The sequence below is a fragment of the Microbacterium sp. CFSPD4_SD4 genome (assembly GCF_057364585.1).
Map to the genome: position 1 here is coordinate 1 of NZ_JBNFOC010000011.1, position 19,775 is coordinate 19,775.

General features: G+C 71.4%; 13 protein-coding genes and 1 pseudogene. 2 read left to right on the forward strand and 12 right to left on the reverse strand.

The window, feature by feature from the left end; all coding sequences use genetic code 11:
- The 6 genes and pseudogenes from AC2W7E_RS13940 to recQ all read right to left on the reverse strand — a co-directional run.
- Window positions 1-3,740: Ig-like domain-containing protein (locus AC2W7E_RS13940; RefSeq protein WP_485989349.1), on the reverse strand; the 3,740-nt coding region annotated here is incomplete at its 3' end.
- Window positions 3,740-4,873, reverse strand: a complete 1,134-nt coding sequence (locus AC2W7E_RS13945) for a serine/threonine-protein kinase (RefSeq protein ID WP_485989350.1) — start codon at window positions 4,871-4,873, stop codon at window positions 3,740-3,742. The genes AC2W7E_RS13945 and AC2W7E_RS13940, both read right to left, overlap by 1 nt.
- A 130-nt stretch (window positions 4,874-5,003) precedes the next feature.
- Window positions 5,004-5,573: a DNA-3-methyladenine glycosylase I gene (locus AC2W7E_RS13950; protein WP_485989351.1), complete on the reverse strand. Its 570-nt coding sequence runs from the start codon at window positions 5,571-5,573 to the stop codon at window positions 5,004-5,006.
- Between the two features lie 581 nt (window positions 5,574-6,154).
- A complete protein-coding gene (locus AC2W7E_RS13955) occupies window positions 6,155-7,201 on the reverse strand; it encodes an NAD(P)-dependent alcohol dehydrogenase (RefSeq protein ID WP_371512831.1) in 1,047 nt (348 codons plus the stop codon).
- A gap of 92 nt (window positions 7,202-7,293) precedes the next feature.
- Window positions 7,294-9,356 (reverse strand): annotated as a pseudogene (locus tag AC2W7E_RS13960) (acyl-CoA dehydrogenase family protein).
- 236 nt (window positions 9,357-9,592) lie between these two features.
- Window positions 9,593-11,620, reverse strand: a complete 2,028-nt coding sequence (gene recQ, locus AC2W7E_RS13965) for a DNA helicase RecQ (RefSeq protein ID WP_485989352.1) — start codon at window positions 11,618-11,620, stop codon at window positions 9,593-9,595.
- A 105-nt stretch (window positions 11,621-11,725) separates the two neighbouring features.
- On the opposite strand from recQ, the gene AC2W7E_RS13970 reads away from it, so the two are divergent.
- Both AC2W7E_RS13970 and AC2W7E_RS13975 read left to right on the forward strand, forming a co-directional pair.
- Complete coding sequence (locus tag AC2W7E_RS13970; RefSeq protein WP_025104661.1) at window positions 11,726-12,094, forward strand: GNAT family N-acetyltransferase; 369 nt, start codon at window positions 11,726-11,728, stop codon at window positions 12,092-12,094.
- Complete coding sequence (locus tag AC2W7E_RS13975) at window positions 12,091-13,008, forward strand: pirin family protein (RefSeq protein ID WP_485989353.1); 918 nt, start codon at window positions 12,091-12,093, stop codon at window positions 13,006-13,008. The genes AC2W7E_RS13970 and AC2W7E_RS13975 overlap by 4 nt, the downstream gene beginning before the upstream one ends.
- 458 nt (window positions 13,009-13,466) lie before the next feature.
- Here the strand turns inward: AC2W7E_RS13975 and AC2W7E_RS13980 are convergent, their stop codons facing one another.
- The 6 genes from AC2W7E_RS13980 to AC2W7E_RS14005 are packed head-to-tail and all read right to left on the reverse strand — an operon-like array spanning window position 13,467 to window position 19,763.
- On the reverse strand, window positions 13,467-14,924 hold the full coding sequence (locus AC2W7E_RS13980; RefSeq protein WP_378869387.1) for a sodium/solute symporter: 1,458 nt from the start codon (window positions 14,922-14,924) through the stop codon (window positions 13,467-13,469).
- Window positions 14,921-15,295, reverse strand: coding sequence for a hypothetical protein (locus tag AC2W7E_RS13985; protein ID WP_025104664.1), 375 nt, complete (start codon window positions 15,293-15,295; stop codon window positions 14,921-14,923). The genes AC2W7E_RS13980 and AC2W7E_RS13985 overlap by 4 nt, the downstream gene beginning before the upstream one ends.
- A complete protein-coding gene (locus AC2W7E_RS13990; protein WP_025104665.1) occupies window positions 15,292-16,011 on the reverse strand; it encodes a LytR/AlgR family response regulator transcription factor in 720 nt (239 codons plus the stop codon). The genes AC2W7E_RS13985 and AC2W7E_RS13990 overlap by 4 nt, the downstream gene beginning before the upstream one ends.
- Before the next feature lie 8 nt (window positions 16,012-16,019).
- Entirely contained in the window at window positions 16,020-17,201 is a 1,182-nt protein-coding gene (locus tag AC2W7E_RS13995; protein WP_485989354.1) for a sensor histidine kinase, read from the reverse strand.
- Window positions 17,202-17,230: 29 nt separating this feature from the next.
- Window positions 17,231-17,476, reverse strand: a complete 246-nt coding sequence (locus tag AC2W7E_RS14000; RefSeq protein ID WP_081811614.1) for a YbdD/YjiX family protein — start codon at window positions 17,474-17,476, stop codon at window positions 17,231-17,233.
- A gap of 1 nt (window position 17,477) precedes the next feature.
- Window positions 17,478-19,763, reverse strand: a complete 2,286-nt coding sequence (locus AC2W7E_RS14005) for a carbon starvation CstA family protein (RefSeq protein WP_485989355.1) — start codon at window positions 19,761-19,763, stop codon at window positions 17,478-17,480.
- Between the last annotated feature and the right edge of the window lie 12 nt (window positions 19,764-19,775).

Below are 19,775 nucleotides of genomic sequence, written 5' to 3' on the forward strand. Positions count from 1 at the left end.
AGGTCGGCGTAGTCCTGCACGGCGAAGGAGACGGCCGCGTCCTCGTCCACGACGACCGGCGTCGCACCGGGGACGAGCTGCACCTGCATGTCGTCGAACGCCGGGATGCGCAGGAAGCCGTAGGCGGCGACATTGCGTCCGTTCGCTGCCGTTCCGGTGAGCTGGAAGGGCACCAGGGCGCCTTCCTTCGGCGCGGTGCCCACGATGCGGTTCCCCTGCACCGAATAGCCCGGCTGCTCTCCCCACAGGCGCAGCCGCAGCGAGCCGACGTCGCCGGAGGGCCAGCGGACCCTGTCGGTCACGACATCGATGCCGCGGTCGGCGAGATCGTCGCGGTCGCGCGCGGTGAGCACGGTGTCCGCGATGACCGGCTGATCGGCGACCGTGCCGTCGGTGACGGTCACGACGATGAGGCCCTGCGCCGTGCTCCCCGTGCGCGACGACTTCACCGTGTAGAAGTACGAGTTGGTGCCGGCGGTCTCGCCGGCACGCAGCACGACCCGGCCGTCCTTCAGCGAGGTGTCCGAGTCGATCAGCGCGTTGAGCCGGTCGTACAGCGGATTCCCCTTGACGGGCGGCGCGTTCGGCACGAGCTCGGTGATCTCGAGCTCGCTCTGCGCCGGGTCGAGATCGTTCGAGCGCGGGTCCAGCACGACCGGCGTGCGGGATCCCGCCTCGACGCGGACGTAGTCGCTGAAGGTCACAGGGGCGGCGTCGTCCACGTCCGCATCGAGGACGCCGATGCGCACGGCCGCGCTCCCCTCCTCGCCCTGCGGATCACGGACGCTGTAGCGGAATGAGACCTGGCCGCCGGCGACGCCTCCGGCCGGCGCGCGGTACACGATCGCCTCACCGTTCGCCGAGATGGTTGCCGTGCCGCCGCCCTTCTTCGGCTGCTCGACGCCGGACAGCACCACGCGGTCGCCGTCGCCGTCCATCCCGGTCGTCGGCACCGGGATGGAGACCGTCTGGCCGCTCAGGACGCGGCCGGTGAGCGGCGTCGGCGTGGGGGCCCGGTTCGTGCCCGGCGGCACGACCGTGACCGTCACGACGCCGTCGTCCGACAGCGACGGATTCCGTTCGAGGGAGACGGAGTACGTCAGGCGGTACGTGCCGGGAGTCTTCGGCGCCAGATAGCGCAGTGCGTTGCGGTCGGCGAACACGAGCTCGTCCGGCTCGCCGGATCCGGTCACCTCCGGGAGCACGAGGAGCGGTTCCCCGCGCGGCGCCACATCGTTGGCCGCCACTTCGATGCGCGTGAGCGAACCGGCTCGCACCGTCACCGCATCCGGGAAGACGATCGGCCGGGTGACCGTCGACGGCGGAGTGAGGAACACGCTGACGGTGCCCTGCACGGCCCCGCCCGCGCCGTCTGCCACCGTGACGGTGGCCTTGCCGATCAGGCCGGGCTCGCCGTCCTCGGTCGTGCCGTTGACCCGCAGGCTCTCGTTGCCGACCACGCGCACGTTGAGCTGCGGCGTCGAGCTCACGGCGTCGGACAGCAGCAGCACCCGTCCGCTGGTGTTCTGCACCGCGCCGAGGACATCGACGGTCGTGTCCTCGCCCTCGCGGACGAACGCCGTCAGCGGCGCCATCGCGAGCGCCGCGGAGCCGTCGACAGCGGTGATCCGGATGACCGCGGACTGCTCGGCCTGGGTCGTGACGTCCTGCGCGGTGTAGGTGACCACGTACTGCCCCGGCTCGGCGGCGGTCAGATCGACGGTGCCGGAGGCCGCGTTCGGGGTGACCTCGAAGCCCTGTGCCGTCGCGGCGGTCTGGACGGCGTCGACGAGGCGGTACGAGCCCGACCCTCCGGACAGGTGATCGGAGATGCGCAGGGATTGCCGCTCGCCCACGCGCGCGGTCACCGCGACGGCCGACGCCTGCAACGCCGGACTGCCGCTGACCTGGACCTCGATGGTCTTCTCCGCCGTCGCCCCGTGCACGTCCTGCACGACGACCGTGACCGAGATCACGGCGTCCGCGGCATTGGGGTCGGTGTGCCGGATCGCGACACGGCCGTCGGCCATCGGGGCCACCATCACCGGGGACGAGGAGTCCGTCTCGTACGCGTCGCTCAGGACGAACGCATCGCCCTCGGGGTCCACCCATCCGGAGAGCGCCGAGACGATCGTGCTCCCGCCGGCGAGGATCTGTGGTGTCGGCCATTCCTGGGTGCAGGCGTCGACACCGCACCACACCGGGGCGGAGTTGACCCCGGGATCGACCACCGTCAGCGTCACAGTCGCCGGGGGCGACACGGCGGCGCCGTCGGTCACGGCGTAGGTGAAGCTCGTCTGCCCGGAGCCCGCCTTCACGTTCACGACCAGGGACTGACCGTTCGCCACGAGCGACAGATCCCCGAAGTCGGGGTCGCTCAGCCCGGAGGCGACCGAGTCCGGGTCGATCGTGAGGACGTCCTTCTTGTTCGGATCGTGATCGTTGAAGAGCACGGGGAGGATGACCTGCTCCCCGGCCCGCACGCCGAACGCGTCGTCGACGGCGACCGGCGGGAGCTGTTCCGCCACGTCCTCGACGACGATCGTGCCCTCCTGCTGCTCCGTGTCGTCTTCGATCTTCCACTGCTCGAGCGGGATCAGCACGCCCTCCGGCGCGGTCCAGATGAGGCCGGTGCCCTTCTCGACCAGCACCGCGCGATCGCCGTTGCCCTGGAAGACCGGGTCGATGGCGGCCGCGTCGAGCGTCTCGTCCGGGACCTGCAGCGGGGTGGTCTCCCCCGCGCTCCACAGGGTTCCGCCGCCGCTGTCGAGCCACGCCGCGTAGGTCTCCCCGCGGACCGTGACCGGTGCGGCGGGGACGCCGGAGGCCTCGGCCACCCGGTCGGCCTCCCCCGACGCGAGGTCCACGGAGACGAGGCCGTCCGAGTCGGCGACGAGCACCGCGTCGCCCTCGGCGGCACCGCGCTGCAGGCGTGCGTCCTCGGTGACGTCGAGGGTGACCGCCGCATCGCGCCCGGAGAGCCACAGTGCACCCGAGCTCGGCTGCAGCATCGCCCAGCGCTCGCCGACGACCGCGATCGCCAGTCCCTCGCCCGCCTCCGGCGCATCGGCCACGGGGGACTCGTCCCCGAGGAACCGGTGCTCGTCGATGTCGAAGCGGCGCACGGCCTGCTGGTCCGCCGAGTAGAGGACGAGCAGGCCATCCGGCGACAGCCCGATCGCATCGGCGGTGTAGGTCGGCGGGTCCTCCCCCTCCTCGACCTCGACCTCGGCGAAGGGGTCGACGAGGGCCGTGCCCGCTCCGGCCGCGAGGGTCGACACCGACACCTGCCCGGTGTCGGTGCGGTAGGCCACATAGGGCCCGGCGGAGAGGACGTCCCGGGTCCCGGCGGGCGTGGGCTGCGAAGCGAGCGGCGTCCCCTCCTCCGAGCTGTCGGAGAGCAGATCGGCCGGGCTGGCCGGATCGACGTCCCACCGCTGCCGGTTCCCCTGCGCGAACAGCACGGTGCTGGAGCCGCTCTGCCAGACCGCCTCGGGGTCGTCGACGTCGCGGACCGTGTCGATCTCGGCGAGTTCGGTGTTGACGCGGGCGTACTGCCCGCTGTCGCGCATGACCCAGACCGAGGGCTCGAGTCGCGGCACCTCCTGGGACTGATACCCCTGGGCCGTCACCGCGAGCGCCACGACGACCACGAGCGCGAGGATCCCGGAGACCAGCGCGATCAGCCGCCCCCGAAACGGGCGCGCGGCCTCCGCCCTGGCACGGTTCCCCGCTGCCATCAGAGGACCCCGGTGAGGAACAGTGCGGCGGTCCCGAGGCCCGCGATCACGGCGGCACCGATCACCGCTCCGACGATGCCGACGACCAGCGGCGAACGGCTGCGGCCGCGGGGGCCCGCGGGGATGTCGTCGCGGTCGCGCGGGGCGGCCTGGGCCTGAGCGGCGCGGGCGGCCCGACGGGAGTCCGGTGCGACCGTCGTGATGACCGGTCCGCGGACGGCGGTGTCCGAGAAGTTCACCGGCGCGGCCGCCGCCCACTCCGACGACGCCGCCTCGAAGGCCGTCGGCGAGATGCCGAGCTCATACTGCGCCCAGCGCAGCTTCTCCGCGAACTCCGCCATGCTCGCCGGCCGCTTCGCGGGGTCACGGTGCATGGCGCTCGCGAAGATGTCGTCGATGATCGGCGGGATGCCGGGGACGGGCACCGCGGTGTAGCGCGCCTTGATGATCCGGTCGGTGAGCTGATCGCGCGAGTTCGAACCGCGGTCGGCGCGTTCGAACGGACTGCGGCCGGCGAGCAGCGTGTAGAGCGTCGCGCCGAGGCTCCAGACCTCGCTGGGGATGGATCCGGACACGCGCTCCTGCAGCACCTCGGGGGAGCTCCAGGGCACGGACATCGCGATGGTCTCGCCCTCGCCCTCCTCGATGACGGCCGCGGCGATGCCGAAGTCGGCCAGCACGGGCGCGCCGAGCGAGTTGATGAGCACGTTCGACGGCTTGATGTCGCGGTGCAGCAGACCGGCCCGGTGCACGGTCTCCAGCGCGCCGGCCATGCGGACGCCGATGTCGAGCACCTCCGCGAGCGGGAGCGGGGCCTTCTTGTAGCGCGCGCTCATCGTGTCGGGGCAGTACTCCATCGCGAAGTACGGCCGCCCGTCCGCCGAGATCGACGCCTGGTAGATGGTGACGATCGACGGGTGGGCGCTCAGCCGCGCGGAGATGTCGGCTTCCACGTTGAAGGTCTGCAGCACCTCGGGGTTCACGGCATCCGCGAGCAGGACCTTGACGGCGACGACGCGGCGCGGCATGTCCTGTTCGTAGAGGAACACATCGGCGAATCCACCGGACCCGAGCGGACGCACATAGCTGTACCCCGCCAGCGTCGGCGGTGTCGCTGCCATGCGCGTTGCCACTCCTGCTCCTCACGGTCTGATGGGAGACCGCGCGCCTGCAGCCACCCGGCGTCGTGCGCCGGGGGATCCCCCGATGTGCCGAGTATATCGGGCGAGGGCGTGTGGCCCCGCGCTCTTCTCCGTCGAGGCGTCAGGCCTTCCAGCACCCCTCGATGTGGTCGTCCACCATGCCCGCGGACTGCATGAGGGCGTACATCGTCGTCGGCCCGACGAAGCGGAAACCCCGGCGTCGCAGTTCCTTGCTCAGCGCGGTCGACTCCGGCGTGACCGCGGGGACGTCGGCGAACTCGCGAGGCCGTGCTCCGGTCGCCGGCGGGGCGAACGACCACATGAGGGCATCGAGCTCTCCGTCCGCCATCGACTCCACGATCCGGGCGTTGCCGACCGTCGCGAGGATCTTGGCGCGGTTGCGGATGATGCCGGGGTCGCCCATGAGGCGTTCCACGTCCGCCTCGTCGAACGCCGCCACCGCCTCCGGATCGAACCCCGCGAACACCTCGCGGAACCGCGGGCGCTTGCGCAGGATCGTGATCCAGGACAGCCCCGCCTGGAACCCCTCGAGCGCCATCTTCTCGAACAGCGCGCGGTCCCCGTGCAGCGGCGTCCCCCACTCCTCGTCGTGGTACCGGCGGTATTCTGCGTCGTCGCCGACCCAGGCGCAGCGCGCGCGGGAGTCGGGCCCCAGGAGGAGGGAGGTCATCCCCTCACCGTATCCACCCCCACCGACACCCCCGGCCCCGGTCCCTCGTCCCGCGTCCCCCGTCCGAGTTCACTTCCGCCCCTCCCCCCGCCTCCCCAGGCCCGTTTTCCATCCCGCCCCGACGCCCACCTCCGACGGGGGATCGAAAAGGGCCCTTCGACGCAGATCCGCGGCCCCTTTCCCATCCCGCACCCGCCCCTCGGACGCGAGATCAAAACCGACCCCCCCCCCCCCCCGACACGGAACTCCGGCACCTTTCCCATCCCACACCGACCGCGGAGGCAGCGGACCGAGGTCCTCCGTGACGGATCAGGAAGGCGCCTCGGACGGACCGGACGGAACGGGCCGGGCGGAAAGACCGGAGCGCTCCGGGCAGCTCGGACGGGACCGGGGTCAAAAGGGTCCCTCGTGTGAGCACCAGAGGTGCGCTTCTGATCCCGCACCGGACGGGAGCGGGAGCGAGACGGGAGTGTGAACGGGAGCGGGACGGGACCGGGATGGATATCGCGCCTCGCGAGGGTGGGGGGCGCGCTTTTGATCCGGCACCGGGTGCGGCGGAGCGGGACCGGGACGGGGCGGGGTCAGTCGGCGAAGGTGGCGGCGTCGATGACGAAGCGGTAGCGGACGTCGGACGCGAGGACGCGCTCGTACGCGTCGTTGATGGCCGACGCGGGGATGACCTCGATCTGCGCCGTGATGCCGTGCTCCGCGCAGAAGTCGAGCATCTCCTGGGTCTCCCGGATGCCGCCGATGTTCGAGCCGGCGATGGAGCGTCGTCCGGCGATCAGCGACCCCGCGTTCAGGGCGAGGGCCTCCGCCGGAGCACCGACGCACACGATGGTGCCGTCCACGTCGAGCAGCCCGAGGTAGGAGCGGAGGTCGATGACGGCGCTCACGGTGTTGAGGATCACGTCGAAGGAGCCTCTCAGGTCGCGGAAGGTGTCGCGGTCGCCCGTCGCGAAGTAGCGGTCGGCGCCGAGGCGGAGGCCGTCGTCCTGCTTCGCGAGCGTCTGCGACAGCACGGTCACCTCCGCGCCGAGGGCATGCGCGATCTGCACGCCCATGTGACCGAGGCCGCCGAGTCCGACCACCGCGACGCGCGTGCCGGGGCCGACCTTCCAATGCCGCAGCGGCGAGTACGTGGTGATGCCCGCGCACAGCAGGGGAGCCGCCGCGTCCAGGGGCAGGGCGTCCGGGATCCGCAGCACGAAGTCCTCGGTGACGACGACCTGCTCGGAGTAGCCGCCCTGGGTGATCGTGCCGTCGCGGTCGACCGCCCCGTAGGTGCCGACGGCGCCCTGCGTGCAGAACTGCTCGTCGCCGCGGAGGCAGTACACGCACTCCCGGCACGAGTTCACCAGGCAGCCGACACCGACGCGGTCGCCGAGGGCATGCTTCGTGACCTCGGACCCCACCGCGGCGACCGTTCCGGTGATCTCGTGTCCCGGGGCGAGCGGGTACTGCTGCGGACCCCAGTCTCCGCGCACGGTGTGGATGTCGGAGTGGCAGATACCGGCGAAGGCGATGTCGATGAGGATGTCGTGCGGGCCCAGCTCCCGGCGCTCGATGACGGTCTTCTCGAGCGGGGCGGCTTCGGCGGGGGCGGCGTAGGCGGTGACGGTCGACATGTTGCTCCTCGGGTCGGTACTCGCCGAGACTATCCGCCCCCGCCGATGAATCCGCTGTCCGGAGGGCCGTCTGTGCAGCCCGGGCCGACGGCTCAGCGCTTCTGCCGCTTGAGGGTCTTCTCCAGGACGGGAGCCTGACCGGTCGCCTCGAGGTCGGCGTAGTACGCGCGGGCCTCATCCTGCCGCTGCTTCTCCGCACCGCTCGCGATGGGAGCCCGCACGTGCTCGGGCTCGTAGCCGAACGCGTCCACGAGGTCGAGCGCGTACGGACGCAGGCGCGCGCACAGCCGATCGATGTAGCTCGACACCGCCGCCGCCCGCTGGGTGGAGAGCCGCCCGTGGATGAGGTGCCAGGCGAGGTGCTTCTCGATGAGCTGCAGACCGAAGAGGTCGCGGAGCCAGGTCATGACCTTCTTCGTCTCGGCATCGTCCATCGCATGGACGGCGTCGGTGAAGGCCTCCCACTGCAGCAGCTCGCCGTGCGCCCTGGCCGCCTCGATGAGCTCGGCCTGGTTCTCGTTGAACAGCCGCGCCCCGAGCACCTTGTCCTTGCCGGCGGCCCGCAGCCGGGTCGCGATGTCGGCGACCATCTGCTGCACACGCCCCGCGAGGAGGTCGTGCTGCTGCTCCTCGCGCAGTCCGCGCTCCACCGACCGGGCGACCTGACCGAAGTCGGTCACCGCCTGGCCGAGCTGACGGAGCCCTGCGCCGTGGAACAGTTTGCCGGCCGTCATGCCGACGGCGTAGCGCGCGAGCGCTGCGGCGTCCTTGCCCTGGAACTGCTTCGCGTAGTCGGTCAGCAGCCGCTTGCCGACGAGCTGGAGCAGGACGTTGTTGTCGCCCTCGAACGTGACGTAGATGTCGAGGTCGGCGCGGAGTCCGACGAGCCGGTTCTCGAACATGAAGCCGGCGCCGCCGCACGCCTCGCGGGCCTCCTGCAGGGTGTCGAGCGCGTGCCAGGTCGACAGCGGCTTGAGCGCGGCCGCGAGCGTCTCCAGGTCTTCCCGGTCGTCCGGGGTGTCGGTGCGACCGGAGAAGACGCCGTCGAACTTCTGCAGGAACTCGTCGTGCGCGAAGATCTGCGCGTACGTGGTGGCCAGGCGCGGGAGCAGACGGCGCTGGTGCTTGCCGTAGTCCATCAGCACGACCTCCTGCCCGTCCGCCCCGTCGAACTGGCGACGCTGCGTGGCGTAGGTGATCGCGATGTGCAGGCCGAGCGCGGAGGCCCAGGAGGCGGCGCCGTCGAGCGAGACGCGTCCCTGCACGAGGGTGCCGAGCATCGTGAAGAAGCGGCGGCCGGGGCTGTCGATCGCGCTGGAGTAGGTGCCGTCCGCAGCGACATCGCCGTAGCGGTTCAACAGGTTCGTGCGCGGGATACGCACCTGGTCGAAGGAGAGACGGCCGTTGTCGATGCCGTTCAGTCCACCCTTGAGACCGTCGTCCTCGCGACCGATGCCCGGCAGATCCACGCCGTCCTCGCCGCGCAGGGGCACGTAGAAGCAGTGCACGCCGTGGTTGACGCCGTTCGTGATGAGCTGGGCGAAGACCGTCGCCGCGATGCCATGCAGCGCCGCGTTGCCGAGGTACTCCTTCACAGCTCCCCGGAACGGCGTGTGGATGACGAACTCCTCCGTCTCCGGGTCGTAGGTGGCGGTGGTGCCGACCGCGGCGACGTCGGAGCCGTGCCCGATCTCGGTCATCGCGAACGCGCCGGGGATCGACAGGTCCATGACACCGGGGAGCCACCTGTCGTGGTGCTCCTTCGTGCCGAGCTGCAGGATCGCGGAGCCGAAGAGCCCCCACTGCACACCCGACTTGATCTGCAGGCTCGGGTCGGCGGCCACGAGCTCCTCGAACCCGGCGATGTTGCCGCCGTTGTTCTCCTCGCCGCCGAAGCGCTTCGGGAACGCCCGGTGCACGCCTTGTTGTCGACGAGGAGGTGGAGCTGGCTGAGCACGCGCTCGCGGTGGTCGTCCTTGCCGAGCTCGTCCTTCCGCCAGAACGCGGAGTCCTTGATCATCTCGCGGGCCTGGCGGCGCACGTCGCCCCAGGTGCCCATGAGGGCGTCGTTCAGGCGGGCGACATCGATCCGCGGGGCGGTCGCGCTCTCGCGCGGGTCAGGTGTCGTCGAAGGGCGGACGGCGGCGTCGACCATGAGCGTTCCTCTCGGAGAGACGAAAGTGGATGCCTCTCATGGTAGGTGTGCGACAAAACCGCACGAAGTCCCCTGTCCGCATCCTCCAACGACTGGCCGCCCCGTCTGCGCCCGTCCTTGTCGGCTCGCGACAGGTTCCCCGTTCGGAGCTCCGTCGACCCACCCCGTTCCGTGCGTCCCGGCCCGTTGCGTGCGTCCGCACAGGGGTGGCTCGCGCGGAAGGGGGTGGGTCGGAGTCAGGAGGCAGCGATGACGGCGAGGACGCCGTCGCCGTAGGCCTCGCGCTTCTTCGCACCGATGCCGGTGATGCCATCGAGGTCGGCGTGCGAGGTCGGCCGATGCTCGGCGAGCGCACGGAGCGTGGCATCGCCGAAGACGATGTACGCCGGGACGCCCTGTTCTCTGGCGGTCTCGGCGCGCCAGGCCCGCAGCGCCTCGAACAGCTCCCGGTCTCCGGCGTCGAGGGCGTCGGCGGCACTCGCCTTCCGGGCGCGGGACGGCGACGACGGGCGTCCGATCGTGTCCTTCCGGAGCGGTACCGCGGTCTCGCCGCGCAGCACCCCGGCTGCGGCCTCTCCGGGTGCGAGCGTGCCGTAGTCGCCCTGCGCGACGAGGATGCCCCGGGCGAGGAGCTGGCGCACCACGCTCCGCCAGTCCTGGTCGGAGAGGTCGGCGCCGATGCCGTAGGTCGCGAGGGCGTCGTGCCGCTGCTGGCGGATGCGCTCGGTCGAGGCTCCGCGGAGGATGTCGATGAGGTGGCCCGCACCGAAGGCCTGATTCCGCTCCCGCTTGAGCCGCACGATCGTGGACAGCAGCTTCTGTGCGGGGACGAGCCCGTCGAAGGTCGCCGTGTCGTCGAGGCACGTGTCGCAGTTGCCGCAGGGCTGCGACTCCTGACCGAAGTACCCGAGGAGGTTCTGCCGGCGGCACTCCACCGTCTCGCACAGCGCGAGCATCGCATCGAGGTGCTGCCCCATGCGCATCTTGAAGGTGCGGTCGCCGGGACTCTGATCGATCAGTCGGCGCTGCTGCACGACGTCGCCGAGCCCGTACGCCATCCATGCCACGGACGGCTCACCGTCGCGGCCGGCGCGCCCGGTCTCCTGGTAGTACCCCTCGACCGACTTCGGCAGATCGATGTGGGCGACGAAGCGCACATCGGGCTTGTCGATGCCCATGCCGAACGCGATGGTCGCCACCATCACCACGCCGTCTTCACGGAGGAAGCGCGACTGGTTCGCCGCCCTCACCTCGGCGGGCAGACCGGCGTGGTACGGCAGCGCGTCGAGACCCTGCGCGGCGAGATAGGTCGCCGTCTGCTCGACGGACTTGCGGCTGAGCGCGTAGACGATGCCCGCCGCCCCCTCGGGCTGCGACCGGATGAACTGCACGAGCTGCTTGCGCGGATCGACCTTCGGGACGATGCGGTACTGGATGTTGGGGCGATCGAAGCTCGCCACGAAGTGCTTCGCCGCGTCGAGGTGCAGGCGCTCGGTGAGCTCCTTGTGCGTGGCCCGCGTCGCGGTGGCGGTCAGGGCCATGCGGGGGACGCCGGGGAACCGCTCGCCCAGGTCGCCGAGCGCGAGGTAGTCCGGCCGGAAGTCGTGGCCCCACTGCGACACGCAGTGCGCCTCGTCGATGGCGATGACACTGAGCGTGCCGCGCTGCAGGAGGGAGGTGGTCTGCGCGCTCGACAGCCGCTCCGGTGCGACGTAGATGAGGTCGAGCTCTCCGGCGACATAGGCGCGCTCGACCTCGCGGCGCTCCTCGATCGACTGGGTGGAGTTGAGGTACGCGGCCTTCACACCGTTGGCGCGCAGCGCGTCGACCTGGTCGTGCATGAGCGCGATGAGCGGGCTGATGACGAGTCCGGTGCCTTCGCGCACGAGAGCGGGCACCTGGTACGTGATGCTCTTGCCGCCGCCGGTGGGCATCAGGACGACGGCGTCGCCGCCGCCGATGACCTGCTCGACGATGGCCGCCTGGTCGCCGCGGAAGTCGTCGTAGCCGAAGACGGTGTGCAGTGCCTCGCGGGCCGTCGCATACCGGCTGGGTGTGGCGCGGCGGACGGTCGGCGCGGTGGTCACCGCGGTCGTCGGACCCGGACCCCAGTCGAGGGGCGGCTCGAAGCCCGCGCCCTGCGGCTCCCAGTCCATCGGCTCCGGCGGCTCGGTCGGCTCCCACCCGTCGTCCCAGGGCTGGTCGGATGCCGCGTCCGGCTCGGGGATCCATCCGTCGTACGGATCGCGGGGAGTCTGCGGCATCCCTCCAGCGTAATCACCCCGACGGACAGCGGCACGGCGACGTCCACAGGCCCGCACCGTCGATCCCGGGCGTAGGTTGGTTCCAGACGCCGGAAGGAGCATCCGATGACCGACATCACCGTGACCCGCAACGACGAGGCCTCCCGCTACGAGATCCGTTCCGATGACGTGCTGGCCGGGTTCGCCGAGTTCGACACCCGCCCCGGCGCGATCCGCTTCCTGCACACGGAGATCGACCCGGCTTTCCAGGGCCAGGGCCTGGCCGGGAAGCTCGCCGCGGCGGCACTGACCGACGTGGCGTCGACGGGCGACGCGATCGTGCCGCTCTGCCCGTACATCGCGAAGTACCTCCAGACGCACGAGGTGCCCGGCGCCGAGATCCGCTGGCCGCAGCGCCCGGGCTCGACGGCGGACGCCCCGGTGCAGAAGGAGTCGGCCGGCGCGGACGAGGACCCCACGGGCAGGGCGGAATGATCGGGCAGCGCCGCCTCGTCCTCGAACCCCGGGCGGTGCCGCTCGGCGGTGTGCGCGGCATGGAGGTGCTGCGGGTGCTGCCGCATCGCAACCTCCCCACCATCGGCGCATGGTGCTTCCTCGACCGGTTCGGCCCGGCCGAGACCCGGATGCGCGTCGAGCCGCATCCGCACATCGGTCTGCAGACCGTGACCTGGCCGCTGGTCGGCGAGATCCGGCACCGCGATTCGCTGGGCAGCGATGCCGACCTCCGGCGCGGACAGCTCAACCTCATGACGGCGGGCAACGGCATCTCGCACTCGGAGTACTCCATCGGCGACGAGCCCGTTCCGCTCGATGCGCTGCAGTTCTGGGTCGTGCTCCCGGAGTGCGCGCGCCACGGGGACGGCGGCTTCGAGCGGCACACCGACCTGCCGACGACGACCCTTCCGGCCGCGACCGGATCGGACGCCACGGCCACGGTCGTGCTCGGCGAGTTCGCGGGCGTGCGCTCGCCGGCGACCGTGCACACGCCGATCGTCGGGGCGGAGATCGTCGTGCCCGCCGGAACCACGGTGCGCCTGCCGCTGCGGCCGGAGTGGGAGCACGCGCTGCTCCTCGTCGAGGGCGACGCCGCCGTCCCCGAGCACGCGATGACCCGAAACGACATGCTCTACCTCGGCGATTCCCGCGACGGCGTCGAGGTGACCAGCAGTGAGGGCGGCTTGCTGTTCCTCCTCGGGGGTGAGCCGTTCGAGGACGAGATCGTCATGTGGTGGAACTTCGCCGGGCGCTCCCACGATGAGATCGCCACCGCCCGCGAGGACTGGGAGGCCGCATCCCCCCGGTTCGGCGTCGTCGAGGGGCACGACCAGCGCATCCCTGCGCCGCCGCTTCCCCCGGTGCGCCTGATGCCGCGCAGCCGCACCCTCTGACCCTCCCGCACAGGCACTCCCGCCGATTCAGGCACTCCCGCACAGGCACTCCCGCTGATTCAGGCACTCGCCACGCTCCCTGCCTGTTCTCACGTCACTGCCTGCCCTCGCGCGCAATCCCGCTGACGCGTCCGAACAGGCACCCACGCCAGTTCAGGCACCCACGCCAGTTCAGGCACTCCTGATCCTCCCTGCCTGTTCTCACGCCACTGCCTGCCCTCGCGCGCAACCTCGCTGACGCACCAGTTCAGGCACCCACACCAGTTCAGGCACTCCTGGTGCTCCCTGCCTGTTCTCGCGCTAGTGCCTGCCGCCGCGCCGGAGTCCTGTGGCCCGACCACACCTACCCTTCCCGCTCTTCAGGCACTCGCGCCGGCTCAGGCTCGATGGGCTTTCACCTGCCTGAACCCGCGCGAACGCCTGTTCCAGGAGACAGAGTCCGGGAAGCAGAAGCAGGCTCAGGCGCGGTCGGGTGTGTGCACGCGGGCGAGGAAGCGGTCCGTGCGGGGCGAGGGCCCACGAGGGTCGAGCAGCGACACGGCGACCGTGACCCCGGTCGCCAGCGGTATCGTCCAGGCGGCGGGCTGCGCGAGGTAGGGCGCCGCGACGCCGACCCCGTCCACCGCGGCGTGCACGAGCAGGGCGAGCCCGGTCGCGACGCCGCCGCACACCATGCCCGCGACCGCCCCGCGCGCGGTGAGGCCACGCCACCACACACCCAGCAGCACCACGGGCGAGAGCGTCGACGCCGCCACGACGAACACCACCCCCACGCTCGACACGAGCCCCGCGGGAACCGTGAGCAGCGCGACCCCCAGCGGCACGAGCGCGCACAGCACCGCGGACAGCCGGAAGGAGCGCACGGAGCCGGAGAAGACGTCCTGGCTGATGACCCCCGCGAGCGAGACCACGAGCCCGGCCGAGGTCGCCAGGAACGCGGCGAAGGCTCCGGCGACGATGAGCGCCGTCAGCAGCTCACCCGCGAGCCCAGGGAACACCCGCGACGGGAGCTGCAGCACCACGGTGTCGGCGATCCCCGGCTGCGCGAGGTCCGGGGCGGCGATCCGCGCCAGGAGCCCCATCGCGCTCGACACGGCGTAGAACGCGCTCACCATGGCGATGACGATCACGGTGGTCCGCCGCGCGGAGGCTCCGGTCGGGCTCGTGTAGAACCGCACCAGGACGTGCGGCAGCCCCATCGTGCCGAGGAGCAGGGCGAGCAGCAGCGACGCGGTCTCGTAGGCGTCGAAACCGGACGGCCCGGCCTCGGCGGGGAAGACGAGCGCGGGATCGAAGTCGTGCGGCCCGCCGCTCAGGGCGAACGCGATGCACACCACCGGCACGAGGAGCGCCGTGAGCTTGAGCCAGTACTGGAAGGCCTGCACGAAGGTGATCGCACGCATGCCGCCCGCCGCGACCGCCGCCGCCACGAGCACCGCGATCGTCACGGCGCCGACCCACTCCGGCAGCCCGGCGACCACGACGAGCGTGATGCCCGCGCCGTGCAGCTGCGGCACGATGTAGAGCCAGCCGATGATGAGCACCGCGAGGCTGGTGACACGGCGCGCGGCGGTCGAGTCGAGCCGGGCCTCGACGAAGTCGGGGATCGTGTACGCCCCGCTCCGGCGCAGGGGCGCGGCCACGAACACGAGCACGAGCAGGTACCCCGCGGCGTACCCGATGGGGAACCAGAAGCCGCGGGCGCCGTCCAGCAGCACGAGCCCGGAGAGGCCGAGGAAGGTGCCCGCGGAGAGGTACTCGCCGCTGATGGCCGAGGCGTTCCAGACCGGGCGCACCGTCCGCGACGCCACGAAGAAGTCGCTCGTCGTGCGCGACACGCGCAGCCCGTACACGCCGATGAGGAGGGTGGCGATCACGACCAGGGCGACCCCGACGAGGTCGAGCACGGCGTTCACTCGCGGTCCCGCAGGGCGCGGTACCGCCGCTCGTTGCGGACCGCCGTGCGCACATACAGCACCGCGAACACGAGGATCACCGGGTAGAACGCGAAGGCCTGGAGCAGCCACGACAGCGGCAGCCCGCCGAGGACGACGGCGTCGACCTCGGGGATGAGCGCGATCCCGAGCGCCAGGGCGACGACGACCACCACGAAGCCGGCGACGGTGCCCAGCGCGAGCCGGAGCTGGCTGCGCATCAGGGCACGGGCGTAGACGGCATCGGCCTCCGCGACCGGTGCGCCGGGCAGCGCGATCCCCCGCGTGGCGGCGGCGGAGCGGCGCGGCGGGGTGTCCGCGGTGACCCGCACCCGCTTCGGCGCCTCGGTCATCCGGTTCCCTCCCCCCGCACGAGCGCCTCCCGCACCGTCGCGACGAGCCTTCTGCTCACCGGCAGCACGGCCGTGCCGACGACGACGCCGGGTTCCCCACCCGAGAGCCGCGCCTCGGTCACCGCGGCGATCCGGACGAGCGTGGAACGGTGGATGCGGAGGAATCCCGCCGGCGCCCACCGGGCCTCGAGCTCGGAGAGCGGGATGCGCACGAGGTGGCCGGGCCCGTCGTCCTCCGTGTGCAGCCGCGCGTAGTCGCCCTGCGCCTGCACCCAGCGCACGTCGCTGCGCCGGACGAACCGCACGGACGCGCCCACGGTCACCGGCAGCACCTCGTCCTCGCCGCGCGGTGCGGCCTCCTGCTCGATCACCCGGTCCACGGCGCTGCGCAGGCGTTCCCGCCGGACCGGCTTGAGGAGGTAGTCCGCCGCGCGCAGCTCGAACGCCTCGACCGCACGGGCCTCGTCGGCGGTGACGAAAACGACCGCGGGCGGCTCCGCGAGACCGAGGAGCGCGCGGGCGAGCTCGGTGCCGAGCAGGCCCGGCATGTGGATGTCGAGGAACGCGATCCGCACCGCACGCGCGGAGAGCTGACGCAGCGCGTCGGCGCCGTTTGCCGCGGTGAGGATCTCGCCGATGCGCGGGTCGGCACGCAGCAGGTGCACGAGCTCATCGAGGGCCGGCTGCTCGTCGTCGGCGACGAGGACGTCGATCATGCCGCTCCTCAGTCGTCGTCCGGGTCGTGGAGGGGCTGCGATTTCGGGACTCGCATGCGCACCAGGGTACCCGCGCCGGCGTTGGTCTCGACGACCAGACCACCCCCGCTGCCGTAGACCTGGCGAAGCCGGGTGTCGACGTTGCGGAGACCCACGTGACCGCCCTCCTCGCGCGCCGTGAGCAGCGCGCGCAGGCCGTCCGGGTCCATGCCGACGCCGTCGTCCTCCACGAGGATCTCGGTGTGCGTGCCGTCGTCGCGGGAGGTGATGCGGATCTCGCCCCCGCCCTCTCCCGGCTCCAGGCCATGCCGCACGGCGTTCTCCACGAGCGGCTGCACGGAGAGGAAGGGGATGACCGTCGCGAGCGTCTCCGGCGCGATCTGCAGCGTCACCCGCAGGCGATCGCCGAACCGCGCGCGCTCCAGTTCGAGGTAGGAGTGGATGCTGCCCAGCTCCTCCGCGAGCGTGGTGAACTCCCCGTGCCGGCGGAAGGAGTAGCGGGTGAAGTCGGCGAACTCGAGCACGAGGTCACGGGCCCGGTCCGGGTCGGTCGTGATGAACGAGGCGATCGCGGTGAGGGCGTTGTAGATGAAGTGGGGGGAGATCTGCGCACGCAGAGCCCGGAGCTCCGCCTCGGCGAGCTGGGTGCGGGAAGCCTCGAGTCCGCCGAGCTCGACCTGCGCCGCACACCAGTCGGCCACCTCCTCCGCCGCCCGCACGAGCGCGGCCCGCACCGGGGACGCGAAGGCGACGACCACCCCGACCGGCACCCCGTCGACGAGGATGGGCGCGCCGACCGCCTCCAGGTCGTCCGTCCGAGAGGGCGCGGGGAACACCTGCCGCCGCCCGGACGCGCGCACCTGGGCGGCGATGCGCACGGCGGCGGATTCGAGCCCGTCCGCGGCACCGTCGAGGGTGACCGTATCGTCCTCGCCGACGATGGCGACCGCGGCGCTGCCTAGAAGAGTCCGCAGGTGCCGGGCGGCCTTGACCGCATCCGGGCCGGCCAGTCCTCCGCGGAGGTGCGGGGCGGCGAGACTCGCCTGATGCAGCGCCCGCAGCGCCCCCTGCTCCGCCTCGCTGCCGAGGTCGGCCGAGCCGCGGGCGAACCGCCGGGCGAGCAGCAGCAGCGCCGTGAGGGCGATGCCGCCGAGCGCGCCGAGGATCGCGGCGAGGACGACGTCGTTCATGCGCTCAGCCTAGGGACGCGCAGGCAGGGTCAGCAGCAGCGGGCACCGGGATTGCGGTCCTGGTCGTCCATCCGCTGACGCCAGAACTGCCGCTCCGTCAGCGGCTCCTCGTCCGGATGATGCCGACGGTGATGGGCGACGTACGTGGCGTACGCGGTGTCGCCCATCAGCGTCGTCATGTACCAGCGGATGCCGCGGCCGACCCGGCCGAGGGCGCTCCACAGCGCCCGCAGCGGGGAGGTCGCGGCATCCGTCCGATCCACCGTGGAGGTCATCTCAGTGCCGTGCCGCCGCGCGCTCTTCGGCGAGGATCGGCTCCCACTGCTTCTCCAGCTCGCGCTCCTCCGCGTCGGGGAGGAACCCGGCCGGGGCGAAGCGGCGGGACGGCACGGGCGGGTCCTCGGTGTTCTCGCCGCCGCCGTTGCGGATCGCCTTCACGGTCGCGATGACGGCCATGACGATGACGATGATCGCGAGCTCCACGAAGATGATCGACAGCGTGCCCTGCACCGCGGTGTTGCGGATGACGGCCTGCAGCACCTCCGGCGCGCCGAGCGTGGTGTCACCGGAGTTCAGCGCCTCCAGGTAGCGGAAGTGGTTCGCCCAGTATCCGATCGCCGGCACCGGCGAGAAGATCTTGTAGAGCGAGGCCGTGATGGTGACGACCGCGGTGAACGCGAGCGGCAGCGCGATGATCCACAGCCACCGGAAATAGCTGCGACCGCGCTTGGCGACGATGGCCAGCACCACGGCGAGCGCGATCGCCGCGAGGAGCTGGTTCGCGATGCCGAACAGCGGGAAGAACGTGTTGATGCCGCCGAGCGGGTCGGTGACGCCGAGGATGAGGATCGCTCCCCAGCCGGCCACCATGATCGCGGTGCAGATCCACACCCCGGGACGCCAGGAGACGTCGCGGAACTTCGGGAACCAGGCGCCGATCGAGTCCTGCAGCATGAAGCGGGCGACCCGGGTTCCGGCGTCCACCGCCGTGAGGATGAACAGGGCCTCGAACATGATCGCGAAGTGGTACCAGAACGCCATGAGCGCCTGTCCGCCGAGGGCCTGCTGCATGATGTGCGCGAGGCCGAGCGCGAGCGTGGGAGCGCCACCCGTGCGCGAGACGATCGACTCCTCGCCGACCGCCGCCGCCGTGCCGGTGAGCATGTCGGGCGTGAGGTTCACCCCGGTGAGCCCGAGCGAGTTCACGAAGGCGACCGCTCCTTCCACGGTGCCCCCGGTCGCGGCGGCCGGGGCGTTCATGGCGAAGTAGATGCCCTGGTCGATCGAGATCGCGGCGACGAGGGCCATGATCGCGACGAACGACTCCATGAGCATGCCGCCGTAGCCGATGAACCGGGTCTGCCGCTCCTTCTCGACGAGCTTCGGGGTCGTGCCCGACGCGATCAGCGCGTGGAATCCGGACAACGCGCCGCACGCGATCGTCACGAAGAGGAAGGGGAAGAGCGGACCGGCGAACACCGGGCCCATGCCGTTCTCGCCGAAGATGCTGACCGCGGGGACCGAGATCTCCGGACGCACGAGGACGATCGCGCCGGCGAGCATCACGATGACGCCGATCTTCATGAACGTGGAGAGGTAGTCGCGGGGCGCGAGCAGCAGCCAGACCGGCAGCACCGCGGCGATGAAGCCGTAGATGATGATGCCCCACGCGATCGTGGTGCGGTCGAGGTGGAAGATCGCCTGGCCCCACTCGGTGCCGGCGACCCAGCCGCCGCCGATGATGGCGGCCATGAGCAGCACGAAGCCGATGATCGAGACCTCGGTCACCTTGCCCGGGCGCAGATAGCGCAGGTACACGCCCATGAAGAGGGCGATCGGGATGGTCATCGCGACGGAGAAGACGCCCCACGGGCTCTCGCCGAGGGCGTTCACGACGACGAGCGCGAGGATCGCGACGATGATGAGCATGATGAGCAGCGAGGCGATGATCGCCGCAGTGCCGCCGATCTTGCCGAGCTCCTGCCGCGCCATCTGGCCGATGGTCCGGCCGCCGCGCCGCATCGAGAAGAAGAGCACCGTGTAGTCCTGCACGGCTCCCGCGAGCACGACGCCCACGATGATCCAGATGGTGCCGGGGAGGTACCCCATCTGCGCCGCGAGCACGGGGCCGACGAGCGGTCCGGCGCCGGCGATGGCGGCGAAGTGGTGACCGTAGAGCACCCGGCGGTCGGTGGGGACGTAGTCCTTGCCGTCCTGCTTCACCTCGGCGGGCGTGGCCCGGCGGTCGTCGGGGCGGGTGATGTACCTCTCGATGACCTTGGAGTAGAAGCGGTAGCCGATCAGGTAGGTGCACACGGCGGCGAACACGAACCACATCGCGTTCACGGTCTCGCCGCGCACGATGGCGAGCATCACCCAGGCGACGCCGCCGAGGAGGGCGATGGCCGTCCACAGCAGGATCTTCGGCAGGGTCCAGCGGCGGCTCTTCGCCTCGTGCTCCGCGGAGAGGGCGACGGGTGGGAGGTTCGGGTCGGTCTCGATGACGGGGTCGTCGTCGACGAGCCCGGCGCCGTCGCGGCGGCGCGACGAAGGTGCGGTCATGGGGTTCTCCTC

Excerpts from the sequence above, each read along its gene's own strand:
- AC2W7E_RS13950 (WP_485989351.1), bottom strand. The coding sequence starts at position 5,573 with ATGACCTCCCTCCTCCTGGGGCCCGACTCCCGCGCGCGCTGCGCCTGG.
- AC2W7E_RS13955 (WP_371512831.1), bottom strand. The coding sequence starts at position 7,201 with ATGTCGACCGTCACCGCCTACGCCGCCCCCGCCGAAGCCGCCCCGCTC.
- recQ (WP_485989352.1), bottom strand. The coding sequence starts at position 11,620 with ATGCCGCAGACTCCCCGCGATCCGTACGACGGATGGATCCCCGAGCCG.
- AC2W7E_RS13970 (WP_025104661.1), top strand. The coding sequence starts at position 11,726 with ATGACCGACATCACCGTGACCCGCAACGACGAGGCCTCCCGCTACGAG.
- AC2W7E_RS13975 (WP_485989353.1), top strand. The coding sequence starts at position 12,091 with ATGATCGGGCAGCGCCGCCTCGTCCTCGAACCCCGGGCGGTGCCGCTC.
- AC2W7E_RS13985 (WP_025104664.1), bottom strand. The coding sequence starts at position 15,295 with ATGACCGAGGCGCCGAAGCGGGTGCGGGTCACCGCGGACACCCCGCCG.
- AC2W7E_RS13990 (WP_025104665.1), bottom strand. The coding sequence starts at position 16,011 with ATGATCGACGTCCTCGTCGCCGACGACGAGCAGCCGGCCCTCGATGAG.
- AC2W7E_RS13995 (WP_485989354.1), bottom strand. The coding sequence starts at position 17,201 with ATGAACGACGTCGTCCTCGCCGCGATCCTCGGCGCGCTCGGCGGCATC.
- AC2W7E_RS14000 (WP_081811614.1), bottom strand. The coding sequence starts at position 17,476 with ATGACCTCCACGGTGGATCGGACGGATGCCGCGACCTCCCCGCTGCGG.
- AC2W7E_RS14005 (WP_485989355.1), bottom strand. The coding sequence starts at position 19,763 with ATGACCGCACCTTCGTCGCGCCGCCGCGACGGCGCCGGGCTCGTCGAC.